Annotated in this window: 17 protein-coding genes, 1 tRNA gene and 1 pseudogene; 15 read left to right on the top strand and 4 right to left on the bottom strand. The window is 66.4% G+C overall.

What is annotated here, in order from left to right; translation table 11 throughout:
* Positions 1-94 precede the first annotated feature (94 nt).
* The 5 genes and pseudogenes from ppk1 (at position 95) to ACQRAG_RS06870 (ending at position 6,541) form a co-directional block, all read left to right on the top strand.
* Entirely contained in the window at positions 95-2,248 is a 2,154-nt protein-coding gene (ppk1, locus tag ACQRAG_RS06850) for a polyphosphate kinase 1 (protein ID WP_303995033.1), read from the top strand.
* A gap of 18 nt (positions 2,249-2,266) precedes the next feature.
* Entirely contained in the window at positions 2,267-3,367 is a 1,101-nt protein-coding gene (locus ACQRAG_RS06855) for an HD domain-containing protein (RefSeq protein ID WP_297137310.1), read from the top strand.
* Positions 3,352-4,965, top strand: a complete 1,614-nt coding sequence (locus ACQRAG_RS06860; protein WP_427805301.1) for an HD domain-containing protein — start codon at positions 3,352-3,354, stop codon at positions 4,963-4,965. The genes ACQRAG_RS06855 and ACQRAG_RS06860 overlap by 16 nt, the downstream gene beginning before the upstream one ends.
* Before the next feature lie 4 nt (positions 4,966-4,969).
* Positions 4,970-5,914 (top strand): annotated as a pseudogene (locus ACQRAG_RS06865) (YeiH family protein); the annotation flags it as partial.
* A 261-nt stretch (positions 5,915-6,175) separates the two neighbouring features.
* On the top strand, positions 6,176-6,541 hold the full coding sequence (locus tag ACQRAG_RS06870; protein WP_303956152.1) for a hypothetical protein: 366 nt from the start codon (positions 6,176-6,178) through the stop codon (positions 6,539-6,541).
* A gap of 415 nt (positions 6,542-6,956) precedes the next feature.
* On the opposite strand, the gene ACQRAG_RS06875 is transcribed toward ACQRAG_RS06870, so the two are convergent.
* A tRNA-Phe gene (locus tag ACQRAG_RS06875) sits at positions 6,957-7,032 on the bottom strand.
* Positions 7,033-7,249: 217 nt separating this feature from the next.
* Here ACQRAG_RS06875 and ACQRAG_RS06880 point away from each other — a divergent pair.
* From ACQRAG_RS06880 to ACQRAG_RS06910, 7 genes are all read left to right on the top strand, one after another.
* Positions 7,250-8,617, top strand: a complete 1,368-nt coding sequence (locus ACQRAG_RS06880; RefSeq protein ID WP_168934671.1) for a chloride channel protein — start codon at positions 7,250-7,252, stop codon at positions 8,615-8,617.
* Positions 8,614-9,255 carry a hypothetical protein gene (locus ACQRAG_RS06885; protein ID WP_427805303.1) on the top strand — a complete coding sequence of 214 codons (642 nt, stop codon included), beginning with the start codon at positions 8,614-8,616 and terminating at the stop codon, positions 9,253-9,255. Before ACQRAG_RS06880 ends, ACQRAG_RS06885 begins: the two co-directional genes overlap by 4 nt.
* 97 nt (positions 9,256-9,352) lie before the next feature.
* On the top strand, positions 9,353-10,618 hold the full coding sequence (locus tag ACQRAG_RS06890; protein WP_072335280.1) for a phenylacetate--CoA ligase family protein: 1,266 nt from the start codon (positions 9,353-9,355) through the stop codon (positions 10,616-10,618).
* 84 nt (positions 10,619-10,702) lie between these two features.
* Entirely contained in the window at positions 10,703-11,098 is a 396-nt protein-coding gene (locus tag ACQRAG_RS06895) for a hypothetical protein (RefSeq protein ID WP_204625698.1), read from the top strand.
* Positions 11,099-11,372: 274 nt separating this feature from the next.
* Positions 11,373-11,729, top strand: a complete 357-nt coding sequence (locus tag ACQRAG_RS06900; RefSeq protein WP_204625697.1) for an EF-hand domain-containing protein — start codon at positions 11,373-11,375, stop codon at positions 11,727-11,729.
* 470 nt (positions 11,730-12,199) lie between these two features.
* The gene (locus ACQRAG_RS06905; protein WP_427803951.1) at positions 12,200-15,439 is read left to right on the top strand and encodes a YgiQ family radical SAM protein; all 3,240 of its coding nucleotides are present in this window, start codon (positions 12,200-12,202) and stop codon (positions 15,437-15,439) included.
* Positions 15,440-15,582: 143 nt separating this feature from the next.
* Positions 15,583-15,816 carry a SlyX family protein gene (locus tag ACQRAG_RS06910; protein ID WP_006008730.1) on the top strand — a complete coding sequence of 78 codons (234 nt, stop codon included), beginning with the start codon at positions 15,583-15,585 and terminating at the stop codon, positions 15,814-15,816.
* Between the two features lie 448 nt (positions 15,817-16,264).
* Here the strand turns inward: ACQRAG_RS06910 and ACQRAG_RS06915 are convergent, their stop codons facing one another.
* From ACQRAG_RS06915 to ACQRAG_RS06925, 3 genes are all read right to left on the bottom strand, one after another.
* Positions 16,265-17,482: a hypothetical protein gene (locus tag ACQRAG_RS06915; protein ID WP_427803938.1), complete on the bottom strand. Its 1,218-nt coding sequence runs from the start codon at positions 17,480-17,482 to the stop codon at positions 16,265-16,267.
* 11 nt (positions 17,483-17,493) lie between these two features.
* Positions 17,494-18,984: an MBOAT family O-acyltransferase gene (locus ACQRAG_RS06920; protein WP_427803937.1), complete on the bottom strand. Its 1,491-nt coding sequence runs from the start codon at positions 18,982-18,984 to the stop codon at positions 17,494-17,496.
* A 95-nt stretch (positions 18,985-19,079) separates the two neighbouring features.
* Positions 19,080-19,367 carry an integration host factor subunit alpha gene (locus ACQRAG_RS06925; protein ID WP_072335293.1) on the bottom strand — a complete coding sequence of 96 codons (288 nt, stop codon included), beginning with the start codon at positions 19,365-19,367 and terminating at the stop codon, positions 19,080-19,082.
* Positions 19,368-19,500: 133 nt separating this feature from the next.
* Here ACQRAG_RS06925 and ACQRAG_RS06930 point away from each other — a divergent pair, with 133 nt between their 5' ends.
* The 3 genes from ACQRAG_RS06930 to ACQRAG_RS06940 all read left to right on the top strand — a co-directional run bounded on the left by ACQRAG_RS06930 (position 19,501) and on the right by ACQRAG_RS06940 (position 22,951).
* Positions 19,501-20,622 (top strand): radical SAM protein, encoded by a 1,122-nt coding sequence (locus ACQRAG_RS06930; protein WP_239463934.1) that lies wholly within the window; start codon positions 19,501-19,503, stop codon positions 20,620-20,622.
* A 53-nt stretch (positions 20,623-20,675) separates the two neighbouring features.
* Positions 20,676-21,356: a helix-turn-helix transcriptional regulator gene (locus tag ACQRAG_RS06935; RefSeq protein ID WP_204625694.1), complete on the top strand. Its 681-nt coding sequence runs from the start codon at positions 20,676-20,678 to the stop codon at positions 21,354-21,356.
* Positions 21,357-21,544: 188 nt separating this feature from the next.
* Positions 21,545-22,951: an L-serine ammonia-lyase gene (locus tag ACQRAG_RS06940; protein WP_204625693.1), complete on the top strand. Its 1,407-nt coding sequence runs from the start codon at positions 21,545-21,547 to the stop codon at positions 22,949-22,951.
* Positions 22,952-22,988: the final 37 nt, after the last annotated feature.

Below are 22,988 nucleotides of genomic sequence, written 5' to 3' on the forward strand. Positions count from 1 at the left end.
CTTTTTCTTTCGCGATCCTGTCCTAAAATGTCACAGGATCATCACAACCATGCGGCAGTATCCCGGGAACAGCCACGCGCACAAGGAGAGCGGCATGACCTCCCAGATAGTCCTCAAGTATCCTGAGCAACCCTGCTCGCCCGAAGACATGCAGGATCTTTCCTGCCCCAACCTTTTCCTCAACCGGGAAATCAACTGGCTGGACTTCAACGCCAAGGTTCTGGACGAGGCCCTCTCGCCCCGGCAGCCCCTGCTGGAACAGCTCAAATTCCTTGCCATCTTCTATAACAACCTCGACGAATTTTTCATGGTCCGCGTGGCCAACATCCTGCGCCAGTACCGCAACGGCGCCCCCAACGGCTCGGCCGACCGCATCACGCCGGCCAAGCAGCTGGCCGAGATACGCCGCCGCACCCTGCTGCTGACCTCACGCGCACAGAGCCACTGGCTCAAGAACCTGGCTCCGCAATTGCTGGAAAGGGGCGTGCGCATCGTGCGCTACACCGATCTTTCGGAAAAGCAGCGCCGCTTCCTGGACGGCTATTTCCGCAACGAGATCTATCCCGTGCTCACGCCCCAGGCCATCGACCCGGGGCACCCCTTCCCCACCATCTCCACCACCTGCCTCAATTTCATCATCCAGCTGCGCAACCGCGACAACGAATCGCGCTTCGTGCGCCTGAAGTGCCCCAACAACCTCTCGCGCTTCATCTTCATCCCGCGCAACAAGGAGGCCAAGACCTACGCCTCCCTGGGCTTCGACCCCAACGTGCGCGGTGACGACATTGTGCTGCTGGAAGACCTCATGGCCCAGTATCTGGGCCTGCTCTTCCCCGGCCATACGGTGGTCAGCTCCGCCCTGTTCCGCATCACCCGCAACACCGACCTGGAGATCGAAGAGGACGAGGCCGACGACCTGCTGGAAGCCGTGCGCGACCTGGTGGAACAGCGCCGCTTCGGCGACGTGGTGCGGCTGGAGATCGCCCACAAGGCCTCGCGCGAGCTGGTGGACTTTCTGGCCCGGCGCCTGCGCCTGCAGCCCTTCCAGATCTACCGCATCAAGGGGCCCATGGGCTTTTCCGAATTCATGACCCTCTATAATGTGGACCGGCCCCAGCTCAAGACGCCCGGCATCCAGGGGCACATCTCGCGCCTGTTCCAGGAAGGCGACATGTTCGGCCACCTGCGCAAGCGGGACGTGGTGCTCTTCCATCCCTACGACAGCTTCAAGGCCGTGCTGGACTTCATCCGCCGCGCCTGCGAGGATCCCAACGTCCTGGCCATCAAGCAGACCCTGTACCGTGCGGGCAACGATTCGCCCATCGTGCGCGCCCTCATCGAGGCCCGGCGCCGCGGCAAACAGGTGGTGGCCGTGGTGGAGCTCAAGGCCCGCTTCGACGAGGAACGCAACATCACCTGGGCCGAAGAGCTGGAAAAGGAAGGCGTCAACGTGGTCTACGGCTTCATCGGCCTGAAGGTGCACGCCAAGCTCTGCCTGGTGGTGCGCCGCGAAGCCGGGCACATCACGCGCTATGTCCACATCGGCACGGGCAACTACAATGCCTCCACGGCCAAGATCTACACGGACATGGGCCTCATCACCTCCAATGAGGACATCTGCGCCGACGTCACCGACCTGTTCAACGTCATGACCGGCTATGCGGACCGCGACCTGTACCGCAAGCTGCTGGTCTCGCCCCAGGCCATGCGCGGCCCGCTCATGGAGATGATCCGCCGCGAGATCGAGCTGCACAAGCGCTACGGCAACGGCGAGATCATCTTCAAGTGCAACCAGCTGGTGGATGCGGGCATCATCCGCGCCCTGTACCGGGCCTCCATGGCCGGTGTGCGCGTGCGTTTGCAGGTGCGCGGCATCTGCTGTCTGCGCCCCGGCCTGCCGGGCATCAGCGAGAACATCACGGTCACCAGCATCGTGGGCCGCTTCCTGGAGCACTCGCGCATCTACTGGTTCCATGCCAACGGCGAAGACATCATGTACATCGGCAGCGCGGACCTCATGCCGCGCAACCTCGACCACCGCATCGAGGTCCTGACCCCCATCCTCGATCCCGAACTGCGCCGCAAGATCCGCGAGGACATCCTCGAAGTCCACCTGGCGGACAACGTCCAGACCTGGCAGCTGCAGGCCGATGCCACCTATACGCGGCTCAAGCCCTCCAGCAAGGAAACTGCCGTCAACGCGCAGGAACGCATGATCGCCCAACATATCAGCAGGGACGATATCTGATCCCAAGGAGCTTTCATCATGGCTACCAAAAAACGCCCCGCCGGCAAGACCGGCAGCAGCACCAGCCGCAGCCGGCAGCAGCGCCAGGGGCAGAGCTCTACCACCACCGCCGCTCCCCGCAACGACAGCGCCGAACTTCTCCAGGCTTCCCTGCCCGGCACGGACACGCCGCAGCCCGCTCCCGAAGCCGCCGAAGCGCCTGCCGTGACGCCGGTCGTCGCGGAAGAGGCTGCCCCGGAGCAGCCGAAGGAGTGCGCGGCCGCTGCCCCCGAAGTGCAGGCAGGCTGCCCTGAAGAAACGATGAAGGAGGAAGCGGTCCCCGCCGAAGAGCCCGAACGGGCTCCGGCCGAAGCGCCCGTGACGGCGCAGGAAGCTCCGGCGCCGGACGCCGGAGCGGAGCAGGAAGCCGCCGCTCCCCAAAAGAAAGCCAGGAAAAAGGACAAGGAAGAAAAGAAGGCCAAGACGGGCAAGAAGCGCGTCAAGGTCGCCGGTCCCGAAACGGCCGATGCCGCCCACGACTGGACGCCCCTGCCCTGCGAGGCCCTGCTGGAGCACCTGCTGCCGGGCAGCCCCGAGCTGGAGGCCACCCGCCGTCACGGCCAGCATGTGGCCCATCTGGCGGAACAGCTCTTCGACCAGCTCCAGCCCCTGCACGGTCTGGACGGCCGCTGGCTCTACCGCCTGCGCATCGCCTGCTGCCTGCATGACATCGGCTTCGCTTCCGGGCGCAAGGGCCACCACAAAAAGGGCATGCGCATCGTGGAGCAGGACACCAGCCTGGCCCTGCTGCCCGAAGACCGCTCCCTGGTGGCCCAGCTCGTCCGTTATCACCGCAAGGCCTGGCCCGCCATGCGCCACCGCCGTTTCGCCGCCCTGGGCAAGAAGGACCGCGAGGCCCTGAACAAGGCCGCGGCCCTCATCCGCATGGCCGACGCCCTGGATTACCGCCACATGGAAGCCGTGCGCGACGTGGCCATCGACCTGCAGCCCGGCAAGGTGGTGCTGACCCTGAGCGGCGCCCAAGACTGCGCCCCCGAGCAGGACCGCCTGCTGGTCAAGGGCGATCTGTTCATGCACATCTTTGGCGTGGAGCTGGAGTGCGTATGTCCCATCCTGTAGTCCCGGATCAGGCGGGGCCTGACGGGGAACGCGTCATCGGCATCATCGACCTGGGCAGCAACTCGCTGCGCCTGATGCTGGTGCGCATCCTGCCCGACGGCTCGCACACGGTCCTCAACCAGGTCAAGAACATGGTGCGCCTGGGCGAAGGCGCCTTCGAGACGGGACATCTGCGTGAAGAGAGCATGGCCCGGACCATCAACGTCCTGCGCGGCATGGCCGAGATGTGCGGCGTCTACGGCGCTTCGGAGGTCATCGCCATCGCCACGGCCGCCGTGCGCGACGCGGCCAACGGCCCGGACTTCATGCGCCGGGTCAAGGAAAAGACCGGCATCGACTTCCGCGTGGTCTCCGGCCGCGAAGAGGCCCGCCTCATCTATCTGGGCGTCTCCAGCGGTCTGGCCCATACCGAGAGCCTGCGCCTGTTCATCGATATCGGCGGCGGCAGTACCGAGCTGGTGGTGGGCAATTCCGAGGAATACCGCAACCTCGATTCCCTCAAGATGGGCTGCGTGCGCCTGTCCAACCTCTTCTTCGACAAGGACACCGGCACCATCTCCGCCAAGCGCTACGCCGCGCTGCAGAACTACATCCGCAACAATGCCCTGCGCTCGTTCCAGCGCATCGCGGACTTCGTCATCGAAGAGGCCGTGGCCAGCTCCGGTACGGCCCAGAACCTGGCCGAGATCGCCGCCGCCCTGGATGCCGAGGATGCCGCGCGCACGGGCCGGGCCCCGCAGGAGTCCCGCGACGTGCTCAGCTACGGCGGCCTGCGCCGGGCCGTCAAGGAGCTCTGCGGCCGCACCCTCAAGGAACGCCGCAGCGTGCCCGGCATCAATCCCAACCGTGCCGACGTCATCGTGGCCGGTGCGGCCATCCTCCAGACCATCATGGAGGACCAGGGCTTCGACAGCGTGCGCATCAGCAACCGCAACCTGCAGAACGGCATCCTGGTGGATTACCTGTCCACCCGCATGCCCCATGCCGACGGCAGCTTCCATCCCGTACGCAAGGAGAGCGTGCTGCATCTGGCGCGGCGCTGCCGCTTCGAGGAACGCCACTCCCGCCATGTGTCGCGCCTGGCCCTGGACCTGTTCGACAGCGCCAAGGCCATGGGCCTGCACGACTCCGGCGACCTGGCCCGCGAGCTGCTGCACTATGCGGCCCTGCTGCACGACATCGGCATCTTCATCTCCTTCTCGCGCCACAACGCCCACAGCCACTACCTGATCCGCAACACCGAGCTGCTGGGCTTCACCCGCCGTGAAGTGGACATCATGGCCGCCCTGACCTACTTCCACCGCAAGCGTCCCTCCAAGAAAGTGCCGCTGTTCATGGAATTCGACCAGGAGACCCGCGAGGAGATCCGCCTGCTCTCCCTCTTCCTGCTGCTGGCCGAGCGCATGGACAAGAGCCATCGCCAGATCGTGCGCACCGTCCGCTTCGAGGCCCGCAAGGAAGGCGGCCTGCAGCTCTCGCTGCGCGCTCCCGAGGAATGCCCCATCGAGCTGGATCTGGTGCGCGGCAGCGCCAAGCTGGTGCGCAAGGTCTTCCGGCAGGAGATCCCCGTGGAGGTGGTCAGCAGCTTCCGCCGCTGATCCCGCGCATCCCTTCATGAAGTCCCTCAACCTGAGCGATTTCATCGTGGCCATCATCCTGGGCATGGTCATCTGCAATACCGTCGGTGTGCACGCCGTCTTCCGGGACGGCCTGCGCTTCTCCACTACCCTGACCAAGACCGGCATCGTGGTCATGGGCTGCAAATATTCTTTCGCCGGGCTCATCAAGACCGGATCGGAAGCCATCATCATCATTTCCGTCTTTCTGTTCACCTCCGCCATCATCCTGATGTGGCTCTCCCGCCGCCTCAGCATGTCGCCTTCCCTGGGGGCCTGTCTGGCCGCCGGCCTGTCCATCTGCGGGGTCTCGGCCTGTGTGGCCATCGCCCCGGCCGTCAGGGCCAAGAATGAAGACATCGCCTACACCATCGCCGTGGTGCTCATGTTCGGCCTGCTGGCGCTCTTCATCTTCCCCTTCATCGGCCACTGGCTCGACCTCAGCCCCAACCAGTTCGGGGCCTTCGCCGGTGTGGGCATCGTCAATTCGGCCCAGGTGCTGGCCGCGGGCTTCGCCTTCAGCAATGACGCGGGCATCGTAGCCGGTGTGTACAACATCGGCCGCGTCATCTGTCTGCCCCTGGTGGTGCTGATGCTGGCCATCATGGTGGCCGCCGAGGACGCCAAGGTGCATTCCCAGCTGGCCAATACCAGCAAGATGCGTATCATCCTCGACAAGTTCCCGGTCTTCGTGCTGGGCTTCCTGGCCGTGGTCCTGCTGAACACCTTCGGCTTCATGAGCAAGGAAGAAGCCAAAATGGCCGGCAACTTCATGAACTGGTGCTTCCTGCTGGGCTTCTCCAGCATCGGCCTCACCACCCACCTCAGCGACATCAAGGCCGCGGGCCTTTCCGGTGCGCTCATCGGCTTCTGCGTGGCCTCGGTCAAGGCAGGCCTGGCCCTGCTGGTGGTCCTTTGCTTCCTGCAATGACGGACAGGCGTTGCAAGGGCCTGACGGGATGCACGCAAGGCCCCTGCGGCCCTTCCCGGCGCGTTCGATGACCGGACGGCATCATCCCCGGACGGAAGGCAACTTCCGATGCCGCCTGACGGAAAACCACAAAAACAGAAGGGACGGCTACGACATGCCCCCGGAGGACATCATGTGGAACAAGATCTCCAAAAGCAGACAACAGGACATCATCGTCATCACCTGCGGCCTCCTGCTGATCCTGCTGGCCAAGGTGCTGGCATGATCTGCTGTCTGGCTTCCGCCGCCTGCCCCCTGCGCGACACGGCCGCCCCGCTGGCCGCCTGTGGCGGACGGGAAGGCATCCGTGCCGTCTATGATGCCGGTATCGACCTCAGCCATTACGGCGAGGTGGATCAGCTGGCGCCCGCCGGAGCCATGGCGGAGTTCACGGCCTATGTGCGCCGCCAGAGCGAGGAGGAAGCGGAAGCGGCCTTCGCGCCGCTGCGGCAGGCCGCCCGCAGCCGGGGCGTAGAAATGCGCCTGCATGTGGTCTACGGCCCCAGTGCCGTACGCGATCTGCTGCGCCGCTGGGGGGAAGAAGAGACCGTGCGGGTCTTTGGCGGGGAAGGCATGTCCCTTGCCTGACTCCCGGCTGCGAGCCGGGCCATGCCCCAAAGACCTGCCACAGGGAGCGGGAAGGAGCGGAGGTTTCCTTCCCGCTTTTTCCCTTGCGAGAAGGCCGTGACAGAGGACACGCGGCAACGGTGCAAGGGAGCGGGGCATGATTATCCGGATATGCGGCACGCGGCGTGCTGCTCCGGGGCGCAGCCCGTACGGATGAAGGCCCGTATGGGTATCAGGAAGCCACCGGTAACGCCGGGGACAATCCCGCGAACCGGGACAAAGACAGGACGAAGGAAAAAGCGGGGAAAGAAGGAGGAAGAGCGGGAAGGCCCGCCCGATGGAAGCGCCCCCGGGCGGCTGCCCGCAAACGCGCGTCCAGCAAAAGCCCATAACGAAAAAAAGGCTTGCAACTTTCGCTGCAAGCCTTTGGATTCCCTGGTGCCGAGGGACAGAATTGAACTGCCGACACGGGGATTTTCAGTCCCCTGCTCTACCAACTGAGCTACCTCGGCGTGAGGTGGTGTTGTTCGTCACAACAAAAATGCTTGTACAGATTTCCCTCCGACTTGGCAAGCATTTTTTTCGTTTTTTGCCAAAAACTTGAATTTTTTTTGTCCAGCCCCCATACTGTTCCTGTCAGGACAGGCATTCTCCCTATATTTTCAGGCTGTTGCAGGCACATCTTTTTTTGTGCGCCCTGTCCGCGCCCCTCATCCCCACAGGATACCCATGGCCTTCCGCCCTTCTCTGCCTCCCTTCATCCTGGAATCCGCGGCCCTGCGCAGTCAGAGCGCCTGGACGCTCATGGCCCAGGCCCTGCTCACGGGCCTTGTCTCCGGCGGGGTCATCGGCCTGTTCCGCTGGCTCTATACCATCATCAATGGCGCTGTCCGCGCCCATATGGCCGGGCAGGATCCCTTCGCACCGGCCACGCTGGCCCTGATGGCCGCCGGGCTGCTGCTCATGGCCCTGACGGCCGGGCTGCTCCTGCGCTACGAGCCCCTCATCGGCGGCAGCGGCATCCCGCAGGTGGAACTCATCGCGGCCGGAAAGCTGCCGCCCATGCGCTGGGCGCGGGTGCTCTGGTGCAAGTTCGTGGCCACCCTGGCCGCGCTCAGCGCCGGTCTTTCCGTGGGACGCGAGGGCCCCTGCATCATGATGGGCGCCACCGTGGGCGCGGGCGTGGGCTATATGTGGCACGACCGCTGCCGCGCCAACCGGCCCCGCTATCTGGTGGGCGGCGGCGTGGCGGGCATGACCGCCGCCTTCGGCGCGCCTGTGGCCGGCATGTTCTTCGCCTTCGAAGAGATGAAGACCCCGCTCACCCTACCCATGCTGCTCTTCACCAGCCTTTCGGCCCTGTCGGCCTGGTTCATGGTGGACGTGGTGCTGGACTTCGGCCTGGTCTTCCCCTTCGCCCGGCTGCCCGGCCTGCACTGGAGCCAGTACTGGCTGCCCCTGCTGGCCGGTATGTCCTGCGGTCTGCTGGGGGCCGTGTACAATGCGGGCATGATCCGCCTGCTGCTCTGGCAGGACAGGGCCCGCTGGCTGCCCGGCCCCGTGCGCATCGTCTTCCCCTTTGCCTGCTGCGGCGTGCTGCTGCTCGTCTGGCCGGAGATCACGGGCAACATGGGCCTGACCACCCTGCAGCTGGAGCACCTGCGCCTGCCCGCCCTCGCCCTTGCCCTGCTGCTGGCGGGCAAGATCGCCTTTTCCTGCGTGAGCTTCGCCTCGGGGGTTTCCGGTGGCATCCTCATGCCCATCCTGCTGGCGGGCAGCATGGCCGGCGCCCTGCTGGCCGCGCCCCTGCGCGACGCCGGGCTGGTGGCCCCGGAACAGACGGCCACCCTGCTGGTGCTGGGCATGGCGGGCCTGTTCTCCGCCTCGGTACGCACCCCCCTCACCGGGGCCGCCCTGGTCATGGAGATGTGCGGCGGGTTCCATCTGGCCCCGGCCGTGCTGCTGGCCGCCTTCGCCGCGGCCTTCACGGCCAACGCCTTGCATTCGACGCCTGTTTACGACAGTCTCAAGGAACGTATCCTGGACCAGCGTCGCCGGCGCCGGGCCGCCGCTTCCCCCACCGAGGAGAGATCATGACCCGCCTGTTCCCCTGCCTCGTCCTGCTGCTGTGCTGCCTTGCGGCCTGCACGTCCCGCAACGTCCCCGACAAAGCCGGATATACGCCCGTGGCCGCGCCCTGGACATGCGCCACCTATCTGGACAGCGGCGAGAACGCCCTCACGCCCGTGCTGATACTGGACGGCTGGGCCGCCGCCCGCACACAGCAGGTGCGCCTCGGCACGGCGGGGACCGACGCCCTGCTGGATCACCTGGAAGCCTGGTGCCCCACCCATCGCGAGGAGAAGCTGGCCGACGTCATCCTGGCCTGGCGCCGCCGGCACACCGACAGGGGCAGGATGCTGCCCGCCGTGAGCTGTGCGGGCTGGTACGCCCCGGCCACGCGGCCCATCACGGGCAACGAGCAGCAGCTGGCCCTTTCCCTCTGGCTGGCGGGCCATGCCCTGGGGCGGGCCGGTCTGGAGGTCCCTTTGCAGGACCAGCAGCGCCTCGACCGCATCTTCGCCCTGTTCGACAGCGGCGAGAGCCCCCTGCACCAGTACTGCCGCCGCAATCCCGACGCCCTCGTGCTCCACGGGCTCACGGCCGTGGGCCTGGAAGAGGCGGCGCGCCCCGCTGGTGCGGCAAAGGCGGACGCGCCTAAAAACTATAAGTAACATTTTGATATAATTGCAAAAATAAAATAGTGCTTGCAAATATGGTTCAGGTTGCGTAAACAACTGTCCCAAATAAAATTCTACAAGGCGAGGCCGTATGACTCGTAAAGACCGTACCGAAGGCATCTACAGCCGCCGTGAAGTGCTCGACGAAAGCGAACGCCGTCAATATTGCCTGATCCAGCTCAAGGACCTGCTCTCCTACGCCTACCGCTACTCCGAAGACGTCAAAAAACGCTTCGACCGCGCGCAGTTCAACGTAGAGAAGTTCAAGACCCTGTCCGATATCAAGCACATCCCCATCCTCAAGAAAAAGGAACTCATCTTCCTGCAGTCCATGGGCCCGCGTCTGGGCGGTCTGCTGACCAAGGACATCGGGGATCTGAAGCGCATCTTCCTCTCCCCCGGACCCATCTTCGACCCCGAAGACCGTGGCGAAGACTACTGGGGCTACACCGAAGCCTTCTATTCCGTGGGCTTCCGTCCCGGTGATGCCGTGCAGAACACCTTCAACTATCAGCTGACCCCGGCCGGCCTGATGTTCGAAGAGCCCCTGCGCAACCTGGGCTGTGCGGTCATCCCCGCCGGTCCCACCGATGCCTCCACCCAGCTGGACATCATGCAGAAGCTGCGCGTCTCCGGCTATGTGGGCACGCCCAGCTTCCTCATGCACCTGGCCCAGAAGGCCGAGGAAAAGGGCCTGAACCTGCGCAAGGACCTCTTCCTCGAAGTGGCCTTCGTCACCGGTGAGCGCCTGTCCGAAAAGATGCGCTCCCAGATGGAAAAGAAGTACGACCTCATCATGCGCCAGGGCTACGGCACCGCCGACGTGGGCTGCATCGGCTACGAATGCTTCCACAAGACCGGCCTGCACATCGCCAACCGCTGCTATGTGGAGATCTGCCATCCCGACACCGGCATCCCGCTGAAGGACGGCGAAGTGGGCGAGATCGTGGTCACGGCCTTCAACAAGACCTATCCGCTCATCCGTCTGGCCACGGGCGACCTGTCGTACATCGACCGCAGCCCCTGCGCCTGCGGCCGTACCAGCCCGCGCCTGGGCAACATCGTGGGCCGCGTGGACACCACCGCCCGCATCATGGGCATGTTCGTCTACCCGCATCAGGTGGAACAGGTCATGAGCCGCTTCGAAGAAGTGAAGCGTTGGCAGATCGAAGTCACCAACCCCGGCGGCATCGACGAGATGACCCTGTTCATCGAAACCAGCGGCTTCAAGCGCGAGGAAGAACTGCTCCACCAGTTCCGCGAAAAGATCAAGCTGCGTCCCGAACTCAAGATCCTGGCGCCGGGCAGCCTGCCCCCGCAGATCCGTCCCATCGAGGACAAGCGTCACTGGGATTAACCCCGTCATGGAGGCCCGGCCCCTGCGCCGGGCCTTTTTGCCCTGTGCCGGTCGCTGCCCGGCTGTCCCGCAAGGAGGCTCGTCATGGAAATGTCGCCGCAACTGGCCCGTCTTGTGGCCTGGCTGGAAGAGATGCACGCCCGCGTCATGCAGGCCGAACAGGCGGCCCTGGCCGTCATGGGCGATATGCCCGCCTATACGGCCCGCATGCAGGAAAAAGCCCGCCTGCTGGCCTCGCTGGAAGAAGAAGGCGAGGCCTATCTCGAAGAGCTGCCCGAGCAGCTCCAGGACCAGGCCGGGCACCGTCTGCACCGTTTTTCGGCCAGCGCCCGCAACGCGCTGCGCATCGGCTCCATCTTCTATATGTCCGCCCTGCTCTATCCCGAAGACCACAAGCCCGGCCAGCCCGACGACCTGCAGGTCTTCATCCGGCGCCTGCGCGACGAGGGCGAGCACTACACCCTGCACCCGCAGGACTAGCGGACGATTTTTTCCGGGGGCAGGAGGGCTTTGGGGCTCGCGCACAAGGCCCTTTCCCCGTCCCATCCTTCCCCCAGCGCGTTTGGCCCGGAAGGACATGACCCCGGCGGCGCTCCGGCCTTTCCCTGATGCCGGTCTCCCGGTGCTGCCCCGGAGGTCTCCCCACGGAAGATTTCGGGAGGGGCGCGGCAAGGCCGCCACCTTCCCTCTGGTGAAGGCCTCCCGGCCCAGACGGCCGGAATAGCCACACCCTGAACCGACGTAAGGAGTTACCATGAACAAACGTATCCTGGGCGGCCTGCTCTGCGCCGCCATGCTCTGCGCCGCTCCCGCCCTGGCCATGCCCGGCATGGGCGAAGGCAAGGCCCCTGTGGACAAGTTCCCCATGATGGACGCCAACAAGGACGGCAGCGTCAGCAAGGAAGAATTCAAGAAGTTCTTCCCCCAGATGCAGGACGGCGCCTTTGCCGCCATCGACAAGAACAAGGACGGCGCCATCAGCCATGAGGAATGGCAGGGCTTCAGCAAGAGCCACGCCATGGGCCGCGCCGGTCATCCCGACGCCCAGATGCCTCCCGCCGGCGAGGCCGCGCCCAAGACCATGCCGCTGGTCACGCCGCCTTCCAAGTAACCGTCGGGGGAGCGTCCCCGCGTCCCTGCCGGGCGCTCCCCCTTCCACGGCACTGCGGTGCCGCCCTTTCGACCTTTCACCCCATCCGTGTGGCGCCCCAAGGCCGCCAAAGGAAAAACATGCCCTTCTTCCCCAAGCCCCGGCGCCGACCCGCGCCCGCCGATACCGACATCAGCACCACCGACGCCGCGCCCCGTCCTTTCCGCCCGCGTCCGGCCACCGGCACGCAGCCTGCCGACCGTCCCCGCTTCCAGCGCGAGGAACGTAACGAATTTTCTTTCCGGGACGACCGTCCCCGCCGTGAAGACCGTCCCCGCCGTGAAGACCGTCCCCGTGACGGGCGCCGTCCTGCCGGGGCCTTCCCGCGCGCCGGACGCCCCGCGGACCGCCGCGATGCCCGCCCCGGCTCCCGGTCCCGCAACGAGGCGTTCCAGGACCCGTGGGTGGACGGCCAGCCCCGCTTCCTGCCCATGAGCCGCGCCGAGATGCAGGCCCTGGGCTGGAAGGAACTGGACGTGCTGCTGGTCAACGGCGACGCCTATGTGGACCACCCGGCCTTCGGGCCCGTGCTGCTGGGCCGCTGGCTGGTGGCCCACGGCTTCCGCGTGGGCATCGTGGCCCAGCCCCGCTGGCAGTCGCCCGACGACCTGCTGGTCATGGGCCGTCCCCGGCTTTTCGTGGGCGTCAGCGCAGGCGCGCTGGACTCCATGCTGGCCCACTACACGGCCTTCCGCAAAAAGCGCCACGATGATGCCTACACCCCCGGCGGCAAGGCCGGTGCGCGTCCCAACCGCGCCTGTCTGGTCTATGCCAACCTGGCCCGTCAGGCCTTCCCCGGCCTGCCGGTGATCCTGGGCGGCATCGAGGCCTCGCTGCGCCGCACCACCCATTACGATTTCTGGACCGACAGCCTGCGCCGCTCCATCCTGCTGGATGCCAAGGCCGACCTGCTCATCTACGGCATGGGCGAACTGGCCATGCTGGAATGCGCCCGCCGTCTGGCCGAAGGCAAGAGCCTGCACGGTATCGACGGCACGGCCTGGCTGGCCAAGGTGGACGAGAACAACGTCCCCGTGGATCTGCCCGAAGAATGGCTCGATTTGCCGCGCATGCAGCTGCCCTCCCACGAGGCCGTGCAGGCCGAGGCCACGGAACTGCTGCGCCTGACCCAGATGCTGGAACAGCAGGTGCACCGCCAGAACGCCTGGGCCCAGCAGATGGTGGGCGACCGCGCCCTGGTGCTGGCGCCCCCGGCCCGGCCCCTGACCACGGAAGAGATGGACAAAATCTACGCCCTGCCCTACGCCCGCGCGGCCCATCCCCGCTACCGCGAGCCCATCCCGGCCGACGAGATGCTGCGCACCAGCATCACCAGCCATCGCGGCTGTGGCGGCGGCTGTTCCTTCTGCTCGCTGGCCCTGCATCAGGGGCGCCGCATCAGCTCCCGCAGCCAGGAATCCATCCTGGCCGAGGCCCGCAAGCTGGTGGCCCAATCCCGTCGCGGCCAGGTGGCCATCTCCGACGTGGGCGGCCCCACGGCCAACATGTGGCAGGCCCATTGCGCCCTGGATGACGCCACGTCCGCCAAGGCGGAGCCCGGTGCGCGGCCTTCGTCCCGCTGCCGCCGCAGCAGCTGCTGTTACCCCACGGTCTGCAAGTCCTTCATCACCCCGCAGATGCAGCATGTGGGCCTGCTGCGCGAGGTGGCGGCCCTGCCCGGCGTGCGGCAGGTGCGCGTGGCCAGCGGCGTGCGTGCCGACCTGGCCCTCAATGATCCTGAAGCCCTGGCGGCCTATACCGGCGAATTCACCGGCGGCCAGCTCAAGGTGGCCCCGGAACACTGTGCCGCCCGCGTGCTGGACCTGATGCGCAAGCCGGGCATGGAAGTCTTCGAGGCCTTCCTCCAAAGCTTCGTGGAGCAGAGCCGTCTGGCCGGACGCGAGCAGTATGTGGTGCCCTACATGATGAGCGCCTTCCCCGGCTGTACGGACGAAGACATGCACGAGCTGGCCCGCTGGCTGCAGGAGCGTCACTGGAGCCCGCAGCAGACCCAGTGCTTCATCCCCACGCCGGGCAGCATCGCCACGGCCATGTATTACTGCGGCCGCAACGAGGACGGGGAAGAGATCTATGTGGCCCGCAGCGATGCCGACCGCCTGCGCCAGCACCGCATCCTGATGCCCGATTTCGGCCGCATGCCCGAACGCGGCGGCCATGCCGATGCCGAGGATGCGGGCGAAGGCCACCACCGCGAGCCCCGCCGGGAAAACACCACCGAGCGCTGGCGCGACGAACGCCGCAGCGCTGACGGTCTGGCCCCCCGGCACGAGGGCCGCCGCGACTTCCGGGAAGACCGCAAGCCGCCCTTCCCCCGCTTCGATGACGAGCGGGAGGGTGCGCCCCGCCGTGATTTCCGCCATCCCGACCGCGACGGTTTCCGCAAGCCCGGCTTCCGGCAGGATGTGGACAAGCCCTTCCGCCCGCGCCCCTTCCCCGATGCCGCCCGTGACGGCGACGAAGCCCCGCAGGCCCGCCCGTCCTTCCGCAGGGATGGTCAGGACGAACGCCCCTTCCGTCCCCGTGGCGACCGTTTCGTGGATCGCGATGGCGAAGAAGCCCGGCGTCCCTTCCGGCCGCGCCGTGACGATGAGGGACAGCCTTTCCGCAAGGACGGCTTCCGTCCCCGGCGCTTCAACGACCGCGACGGCAGCGAAGGACAGGACGCCTGGAAGCGCCCCCGTCCCTTTGCCCGCTTCGATGACGAGCAGGAGGGTGCGCCCCGCCGCGATTTCCGCCGTCCCGACCGCGACGGTTTCCGCAAGCTCGGGTTCCGGCAGGACGCGGACAAGCCCTTCCGCCCGCGCCCCTTCCCCGATGCCGCCCGTGACGGCGACGAGGCCCCGCAGGCCCGCCCGTCCTTCCGCAGGGATGGTCAGGACGAACGCCCCTTCCGTCCCCGTGGCGACCGTTTCGTGGATCGCGATGGCGAAGAAGCCCGGCGTCCCTTCCGGCCGCGCCGTGACGATGACGGCCAGCCTTTCCGCAAGGACGGCTTCCGTCCCCGGCGCTTCAACGACAGCGACGGCGGCGAAGGACAGGATGCCTGGAAGCGCCCCCGTCCCTTTGCCCGCTTCGATGACGAGCAGGAGGGGGCGCCCCGCCGTGATTTCCGCCGTCCCGACCGCGACGGTTTCCGCAAGCCCGGCTTCCGGCAGGACGCGGACAAGCCCTTCCGCCCGCGCCCCTTCCCCGATGCCGCCCGTGACGGGGACGAGGCCCCGCAGGCCCGCCCGTCCTTCCGCAGGGATGGTCAGGACGAACGTCCCTTCCGTCCCCGTGGCGACCGTTTCGTGGATCGCGATGGCGAAGAAGCCCGGCGTCCCTTCCGTCCGCGTCGTGACGACGAGGGCCGGCCTTTCCGCAAGGACGGCTTCCGTCCCCGGCGCTTCAACGACCGCGACGGCAACGAAGGGCAGGACGGCCAAAAACGCCGTGCGCCCTTCCCCCGCTTCGATGACGAGCGGGACGGTGCGCCCCGCCGCGACTTCCGCCGTCCCGAGCGTGACGGCTTCGGCAAGCCCGGTTTCCGGCAGGATGCCGACAAGCCCTTCCGCAAGAACTCGTTCCGGAGGGACGGCAAGCCCGCCTTCGGCTCCCGCCGCCGGGACAGGGGCTTTGACGGCCCGGCGCTGAACGACGACGAAGAATAAAAAAACGGGCGGTACCCGCGAGGGTATCGCCCGAAAACGTAAAGATGGACGCACGCCGCGCCCACGGCCCCTGCCGCTGCAGGCACATATGCCGCAAGCAGGGGATTCGGCCCGGCGCAGGCGCAGGACGCCGAGGAGAGCTCATGGATCAGGAAGAACGCATCATCCGGCTGGAAGAGCTGGCCTATTTTCAGGAAGAACGTCTGCGCGAACTCAACGAGGCCCTGACGGCCCAGCAACAGCAGATCGACACGCTGGAGCACCGTCTGGCCGAGACCATGGAGCTGGCCCGCAACCTGCGCGATCAACTGGGACAGACCGGTAATGGGGCCCCGGTCAACGATCTGCCGCCCCACTACATGCCCGAGCGTTACTGATCGGGCCGGGCGACAGGCAGTTGAGCAGATATATGCGAGGGGGAGAGGGAAACCGTTTTGTAAAACGGTTCTCCCTCTCCCCCTCGCGCTCCCCCGCTCCCTTCCCAAAACGTTCATAAGGGTCCATGACGGGGATAGTTTCCCCCCGGCCTGCCCCCGACTCCCCGTCCCCCGGCGGCATGGAAAAAGGCCGGCACACGGGTGTGCGACATGACAATGCGGGGACGGATGAAGTTCCCGGCAGTATCCGGCTACGACCCAGCAAAAAAGCCGCGCCATGACAGCGCGGCTTTTTCTGTTGCAAGAAAACTGCGGAAAAGAACAGCCAGACTACGCCACACGGCTACCGCCATCGCCTCTCTCAGGATCTGCGTCCAGTGACGGGGCGGCAGTACGGCGCGGCCCTTGGTCCCTTCCCTATCGCTCTCCAGTCTGTGCGCCTTCGCGCCTAAAACCGGGGCGTGGTCTCGCCGCGACGCTTCTTGGCGCAATGCAGGCCCAGAAAATCCGCTTCGGGCAGGGCGGTCAGGCGCTCGTCAGGCACGGCCGCCAGACCGCGCCGCTCGCGCAGCACATGGCTCAGGTATTCCCGGTGCAGCATGTCCCGCAGCCAGGGCTGCCGGTCGCCCATGTCGCGCACCAGGCTGGCCCCGATGACGTCCCCGCCGTGCAGGCCGTCCATCATCTCGCAATCGCCGGAGCCGTAGACGCGGGGATCCGAAAAGTCCATGCTCTCCACGCCGCAGTCCAGCAGGCCCTGCCGCAGGGCCGACAGCCAGCTGGCATCACCGCCGTTCCTGTCGGCAAGGGCGCCCAGTACGGGCGTGGCCAAGGGCGGCAGGAAGACGATGGTGCGGATGCCGCGCGAACGCAGGCGGCAGCAGATCTCGGCAAAGGCTTCCAGACGTTCCCTGTCCGGCGCAAGGCTCCCGGCCCAGACGCCGCTGCCGCTTTCCAGCTCGCGCAGCGTGCGGGCAAAGGCATGGTCCGGCGCAGGCCGGCGGCCATCCAACACCGCGCCTTCATAGAGCGAGCCGTCCGGTCCGTAGCCCGTATCGCGGAGCTGGGCCTCCAGCCCGTAGCGGTCGGCACGCAGACGATGCTGCAGGGGAGCCAACATGTCCGCCGGGGCGATGCGTCCCTGTACCAGCCAGCGCCAGGGGGCCCGCAGGGTGGACGCATCCAGCAAAGAAGGCTGCACGATCCGCTCAGGGCGCCCGGCCGGAGCGCCTGCCGTCAGCCACCAGAAGTCCAGGCCCAGCAGCACGACCTTGGGCCTGTGGACGGCCAGCATCCTGTCCACCAGAAGGCGTAGGCTCTCCAGATCCGTAGCGGCCCCGGCCATGTTCACGAAGGGGCGCTCGAAAAAGGCCGCGCGCACGTTCCCCGCCCGCGACGAGCCCAGCACCACCACTTCCGGCTTCACGGCCGCATACAGGGCCAGCTTGTAGGCCATGATGTCCTGCGCCAGCCCCGGTCCGAACAGGACGAATTCCCCCTGTGCCTGCCGTGCCACGACTTCTTCCTGATCCAGTTCGCCGCTGGCCGTCAGCCAGCAGACGGCCCAGGGGACCAGCAGCAGCCCCGCCAGCAGGGCCAGGATCACCAGAGAAAGGAAAAAACGTTTCAGCCAGCCGTCAGGGGCCGGATGCGCTATCTCGGACATGAGGGCCTCCGTCAAAAGCGGAAAGAAAGGAAGGCATGGCCCTGCATCAGCAGCAGGGAGGCCAGCGCAGGCAGGGCCAGGGCCACGGCCCAGAGCAGGTTCGGCTGCCAGTGCAGCCAGGGACGGCTGCCGTCGGCGCGGCCCAGCATCACATGCTGGCTGCAGGGCAGGGCCCAGACGATGACGGCGCAGACGGCCAGCAGCGGCAGCAACAGCCGGGGCTCCAAGATGCCGCCGGGCAGCAGGGCTTCCAGCCCCTGTTGCAGGGGCAGGGGATGGCCGTCGCTCCAGAGGAACATGCTCTGCCAGACATGCAGGGCCGTGCCCGTGTCCCCGGCGCGGAACAGCACCCAGGCCACGGTCAGGCACAAAAAGGTCACCAGCACGCACAGGGCCCGCAGGGGCGGCAGGGCCAGCACGCGCTCGGCCAGGCTGCCGCGCAGCAGATGCCGGAAGGCGTGGTTGACCAGCAGGAGCAGGCCGTGCAGGGCCCCCCAGAGGAGGAAGGTCAGCCCGGCCCCGTGCCAGACACCGCAGACCAGCATGGTCAGCAGCAAATTGGCGTACTGCCGCGCCCGGCCGTGACGGCTGCCGCCCAGGGGCTGGTACAGGCAGTCATGCAGCCAGCGGCCCAGGGTCATGTGCCAGCGGCGCCAGAAGTCCACGATACCCGTGGCCTTGTAGGGCGCGGCAAAATTCTCCGGCAGGCGCAGGCCCAGCATGAGGGCGGCCCCCACGGCCATGTCCGTATAGCCGGAAAAATCGAAATAGATCTGGAAGGTGTAGCTCAGGGCCCCCAGCCAGGCCTCGGCCGTGCTCAGGGGCAGGCCCTGGGCGGCGGCGTGGAACACGGCATCCGCCGCCGGAGCCAGACTGTCGGCCAGCAGCACCTTCTTGGCCAGGCCCAGCACCATCAGCCCCAGGCCCCGCGCCAGATCTTCGGCCTGCGGCACCTCCAGGGCGTCCAGCTGCGGGCCCATCTCCTCATAACGGACCAGCGGGCCGGACAGGGCATAGGGGAAGCAGGTGGTGAACAGGGCCTGCCGCACGATACCTTCGGGCCGGATGCGGCGCTGGTAGACGCCCAGCAGCCAGGCCAGCTGGATGAGCACGGCAAAGGAGAAGCCCGCGGGCATGGCCGCGGGCGCCAAAACGGGCAGGATGTCCTGCCATTGCGCCAGCCAGGCCGACAGGGCCGGCAGATGGCGGAAACGGCACCAGACCAGCACGTTGAGCAGCACGGCCAGAAGCAGCAGGCCCCGACGGCCCAGCCGACGGCGGCGGTGCCCCTCATCGGCCAGCAGCAGGCCGAACAGATAGTTGACCACGGTCAGGCCCAGCAGGAGCAGCAGGGCCTCCAGCCCCTGGCAGGCCCCAAAGAGCAGCGAGGCCCCCAGCAGGAGCACGGACAGTCGGGCCTTGTCTTCTCCGGCAGTCAGTTTCCAGAGCCAGACGAGGATGGGAAGAAAAAGGAACAGGAAGGGGAAGGAAGCGAAAAGCATAAAAAGAATCTCCCGGCGCGGCACATCTCAAGACGGCCACCCCGGGAGAAAACGAGGAGACTGATACGTGGGATCGTCCCGAATGCCGCGCGATCTCAGGAATTGAGCTCGGCTCTGAACTTGCGGGACAGGCGGAAGACGACGACCTTGCGCGGAGGCAGCGTGATGGCCTCATCCGTTTGCGGATTGCGGCCTTTGCGCGACGCTTTGTCGTAAGCCTCAAACTTGCCGAACCCACTGATCAGAAGAGCATTGTCCTTTTTGATGGCATTCTTCATGATCTCCAGCAGTTTTTCGACCACATTCTTCACGTCAACCCGATTTTTGTCTGTACTCTCGTAGATCCGCTCGACGATGTCAGCTTTGGTCAATGTTTTCTTCATGTCCAATCCTTATGCCACAGGCACGCTTCACATATGCACAACTTTTTTGTAGGATATACTCAACTTGCATTTCCGGCAAGATTTTTGTCTCCGCGCGAAGCCTGCCAAGCCTTGCTACTCCTCGCTTTCTGCCATGTCTCGTGTTTCGCTTACTTTTTTATGGGAGACTCCTGCAAGGGCAATCCCGGTCTTCAGCGTTTTCATCCCGTTTTTCGGCTGTCCCCGCCGCTGTGTTTTTTGTTCCCAGCATGACCAGACAGGCCAGCAGGCCAGTCCTTTGGACGAGATACTGGCCCGTGCGGCCGCCGATCTGCACGCCCGGCGGGCACAGGGCAGGCCGCCGGTAGAGCTGGCCTTTTACGGCGGCACCTTCACGGCCCTGGCGCCCCGCGACTTGGACGCCTGTCTGGACATGGCCGACAGCCTCCGGCGTGACGGCTGCATCACCCGCTTCCGCTGCTCCACCCGCCCCGACCGTCTGGATGCGGCCCTGCTGGCGCGCCTGCGCCGCCACGGCTGCCGCACGGTGGAGCTGGGCATCCAGAGCTTTTCCGATACGGCCCTGCAGGCCAGTGAACGCCATTACAGCGGCCGGCAGGCCACCGAAGCCTGCCGTCTGGTGCGGGACGCGGGCCTTGCCCTGGGCGTGCAGCTGCTGCCCGGCATGCCGGGCCACCAGCCGGAAGACTTTTTGGCCGATGTGCGCCGGGCCCTGGATCTGGGGGCCGACATGCTGCGCTTTTATCCCTGCCTGGTGCTGGCGGGCACGGAACTGGCCCGCCGCTGGCAGCAGGGCCTCTACGCGCCCTGGCCCCTGCCGCGGACCCTGTCCCTGCTGGCGCGCGGCTGGCTGTACGCCCGTCGCGCCGGGGTGCCCGTCATCCGTATGGGCCTTGCCCCCGAACCCGGCATGGAAGCGGCCCTGCTGGCCGGTCCCGCCGACAGGAACCTGGGCGGGCGCGTGCTGGGACGGGCCCTGTGGCTGCATGTCTGCGCCTGCCTGCTGCGGACGCGGGGGGATGATGCCGCCCGCAGCGAGGTACGGGCCGCGGCCCTGCTGGACGCCCTGCTGGCGGGCGGGGAAGCCCCCGCCGGACTGCCCCGGGCACAGGCGCTGTATCTGCCGCGCTCCTGCCAGGGCTTCTTCCGCGGGCCGGGCGACGAGCTGGGCACGGCCTGGGCGGCCCTGGGCATCACGCGCCGCAACCTTGTCTGGACAGCGGGACAGGCCGCCAGCCTGCATCTTGATGCCTGATCCGATCTTTCCTCCAACCTGCGGCACAGCCCGCATCCGACCATGAGGTGACCATGTCCGCCGCCCCTTCCGGGTCCCTGCCGCCGCTCAGTGAAGAAGAACGCGCCATCTTTGCCAATGCCATCCGGCAGGCCCGCATGCTGCAGCGGACCCTGGGGCCGCTGTGCGAGGTCGCCATCCATGATTTCCGCGATCTCGAGCACTCCCTCATCCATCTGGAAGGCAGCCTTACCGGCCGCAAGCTGGGCGCGCCCATCACCAACATCGTGGTCAAGGCCTGGCGCCAGCAGGGCGACGATGTGGCGGACATCGTGGGCTATCCCTCGTCCACGCCGGGCGGCAAATCCCTCAAGTCCTCCACCTCGTTCCTGCGCAGGGCCGACGGCCGGGTCATCGGCGCCTTCTGCATGAACATCGACCTTTCCGACCTGCTGCACTTCCAGGCCGTGCTGCACCCCCTGCTGCACGTGGATCCACTGGAACGCGACGTAAGCGAGACCTTTGCCGCCTGCACCGGCGATACCAGCCTTGCCATCCTCGAGGCGGCCATCCGGCGCGCAGGCAAACATCCCTCCCTCATGAACCGCGAGGAAAAAAAGGACTTCATCCGCATCCTCGACGAGGAAGGCGCCTTCCTCATCAAGGGCGTGGTCCAGCATGTGGCCAAGGAGATGCAGGTCTCCATCTACACGGTGTACAATTATATGCGACAAATCAAGAAAAATAATGACTAGTCTTACTATTTAAAATATTTTTTAAATTAAAAAATATTGACACATCCCCGTACTCAAGGCAAAAGGGGATGTGCTGCAATGGGGCGCAGCTCCTGTTTCCTTCCTCTCCCTCCCCGGCGCGCTCCGCGCCCGCCCCGCGTCAGGCCTGCGCCTGCGGCCAGCACAGTCATCCCACACAAGGAGACACCATGACTCCCACGCACAAGCCCCTGACGGCCCTGCATGTCCGTCCGGCCATCGAGACCTCGCTCTTCGACTTTTTCAAGATCGGCCCCGGCCCTTCCAGCTCCCATACCATCGGCCCCATGCGCGCCGGTCATGACTTCGTCCAGCGCTGCGATGCCCTCGACCCCGATCTGGTACGCCGCGCCGCCCGCATCCATGTGGTGCTGCTGGGCTCGCTGAGCGCCACGGGCATGGGCCACGGCACCAATACCGCCGTGCTGGCCGGTCTGCTGCGCACCAGCCCCGAGACCTGTCCCGCGGGCCTGCTGGACAGGCTGGGCCGCGAAGCCGACGCCCGGCACGAGCTGCGCATCCACGACGTCCTTCTGCAGGTGGGCCTTGCCGACATCGAACACGGCCCCATCATCCACGACGCCCCCTACAGCAACACCCTGCTCGTCAGCCTTGAGGATGCCGACGGCCAGGCCCTGTTCAGCATGGAATACTATTCCGTGGGCGGCGGCTTCATCCAGTGGAAGGGCTGGACCCCGCCCGAACGCGGCAAGCCCGTGCACCCCTACGGCACCATGCGCCAGCTGCGCGAGCAGCTGGCCAAGACCGGCCTGACCCTGCACGAGCTGATCCTGGACAACGAGAGCGCCATCACCGGCATGTCCCGCCCGGACATCTTCCAGAACCTGGAACAGATCATGGAATCCATGTACGCCAGCGTGCGCCGCGGCCTTGAGGCCGAAGGGCAGCTGCCCGGCACCCTGGGCGTGTGGCGCAAGGGCCATACCCTGCTGGAACGCGCCCGCGAGATGCCCCTGGCCGTGGACCGCTTCCTGGGCCAGGTCAACGCCTATGCCTTTGCCGTGGCCGAAGAGAACGCCTCGGGCGGCGTCATCGTCACCGCGCCCACCTGTGGGGCCGCGGGCGTCATGCCCGCCCTGCTCTACGCCATGCGCTACAACATGAACATCGGTGACCGGGCCCTGCGCGAAGGCGTGCTGGCCTCGGCGGCCGTGGGCTTCCTGGCCAAGCACAACGCCGGTATCGCCGGCGCCGAAGTGGGCTGTCAGGGCGAAGTGGGCGTGGCCTCCAGCATGGCCGCCGCCATGCTGGCCCATGCGCGCGGTTATGCCGTGGATGTGGTGGAGAACGCCGCCGAAGTGGCCCTGGAACACCATCTGGGCCTGACCTGCGACCCCGTGGGCGGCTATGTGCAGATCCCCTGCATCGAGCGCAACGCCGTGGGCGCCATCAAGGCCTACAATGCCTGCCTGCTGGCCACCTGCGAGAAGTCCTCGCAGCATATGGTCAGCCTGGACGCCGTCATCATGGCCATGAACGAGACCGGCCGCGAGATGAACGCCAAATTCAAGGAAACCAGCGAAGGCGGCCTGGCCGTCAGCCTGGTGGAATGCTGATCGGGAGCCGTGCGCTCCCGCGGGGCCGTCTTCGTCC

This window comes from Desulfovibrio sp. SGI.230 (genome assembly GCF_050313065.1).
In the GTDB taxonomy this organism is placed as follows: domain Bacteria; phylum Desulfobacterota; class Desulfovibrionia; order Desulfovibrionales; family Desulfovibrionaceae; genus Desulfovibrio.

Bases quoted from the DNA above. Each gene is read 5' to 3' on its own strand.
- ACQRAG_RS06930 (WP_239463934.1), top strand. From the start codon at position 19,501: ATGTCTCGTGTTTCGCTTACTTTTTTATGGGAGACTCCTGCAAGGGCA.
- ACQRAG_RS06895 (WP_204625698.1), top strand. From the start codon at position 10,703: ATGGAAATGTCGCCGCAACTGGCCCGTCTTGTGGCCTGGCTGGAAGAG.
- ACQRAG_RS06880 (WP_168934671.1), top strand. From the start codon at position 7,250: ATGGCCTTCCGCCCTTCTCTGCCTCCCTTCATCCTGGAATCCGCGGCC.
- ACQRAG_RS06915 (WP_427803938.1), bottom strand. From the start codon at position 17,482: ATGTCCGAGATAGCGCATCCGGCCCCTGACGGCTGGCTGAAACGTTTT.
- ACQRAG_RS06940 (WP_204625693.1), top strand. From the start codon at position 21,545: ATGACTCCCACGCACAAGCCCCTGACGGCCCTGCATGTCCGTCCGGCC.
- ACQRAG_RS06925 (WP_072335293.1), bottom strand. From the start codon at position 19,367: ATGAAGAAAACATTGACCAAAGCTGACATCGTCGAGCGGATCTACGAG.
- ppk1 (WP_303995033.1), top strand. From the start codon at position 95: ATGACCTCCCAGATAGTCCTCAAGTATCCTGAGCAACCCTGCTCGCCC.
- ACQRAG_RS06855 (WP_297137310.1), top strand. From the start codon at position 2,267: ATGGCTACCAAAAAACGCCCCGCCGGCAAGACCGGCAGCAGCACCAGC.
- ACQRAG_RS06905 (WP_427803951.1), top strand. From the start codon at position 12,200: ATGAGCCGCGCCGAGATGCAGGCCCTGGGCTGGAAGGAACTGGACGTG.
- ACQRAG_RS06935 (WP_204625694.1), top strand. From the start codon at position 20,676: ATGTCCGCCGCCCCTTCCGGGTCCCTGCCGCCGCTCAGTGAAGAAGAA.
- ACQRAG_RS06885 (WP_427805303.1), top strand. From the start codon at position 8,614: ATGACCCGCCTGTTCCCCTGCCTCGTCCTGCTGCTGTGCTGCCTTGCG.
- ACQRAG_RS06910 (WP_006008730.1), top strand. From the start codon at position 15,583: ATGGATCAGGAAGAACGCATCATCCGGCTGGAAGAGCTGGCCTATTTT.
- ACQRAG_RS06860 (WP_427805301.1), top strand. From the start codon at position 3,352: ATGTCCCATCCTGTAGTCCCGGATCAGGCGGGGCCTGACGGGGAACGC.
- ACQRAG_RS06920 (WP_427803937.1), bottom strand. From the start codon at position 18,984: ATGCTTTTCGCTTCCTTCCCCTTCCTGTTCCTTTTTCTTCCCATCCTC.
- ACQRAG_RS06890 (WP_072335280.1), top strand. From the start codon at position 9,353: ATGACTCGTAAAGACCGTACCGAAGGCATCTACAGCCGCCGTGAAGTG.
- ACQRAG_RS06870 (WP_303956152.1), top strand. From the start codon at position 6,176: ATGATCTGCTGTCTGGCTTCCGCCGCCTGCCCCCTGCGCGACACGGCC.
- ACQRAG_RS06900 (WP_204625697.1), top strand. From the start codon at position 11,373: ATGAACAAACGTATCCTGGGCGGCCTGCTCTGCGCCGCCATGCTCTGC.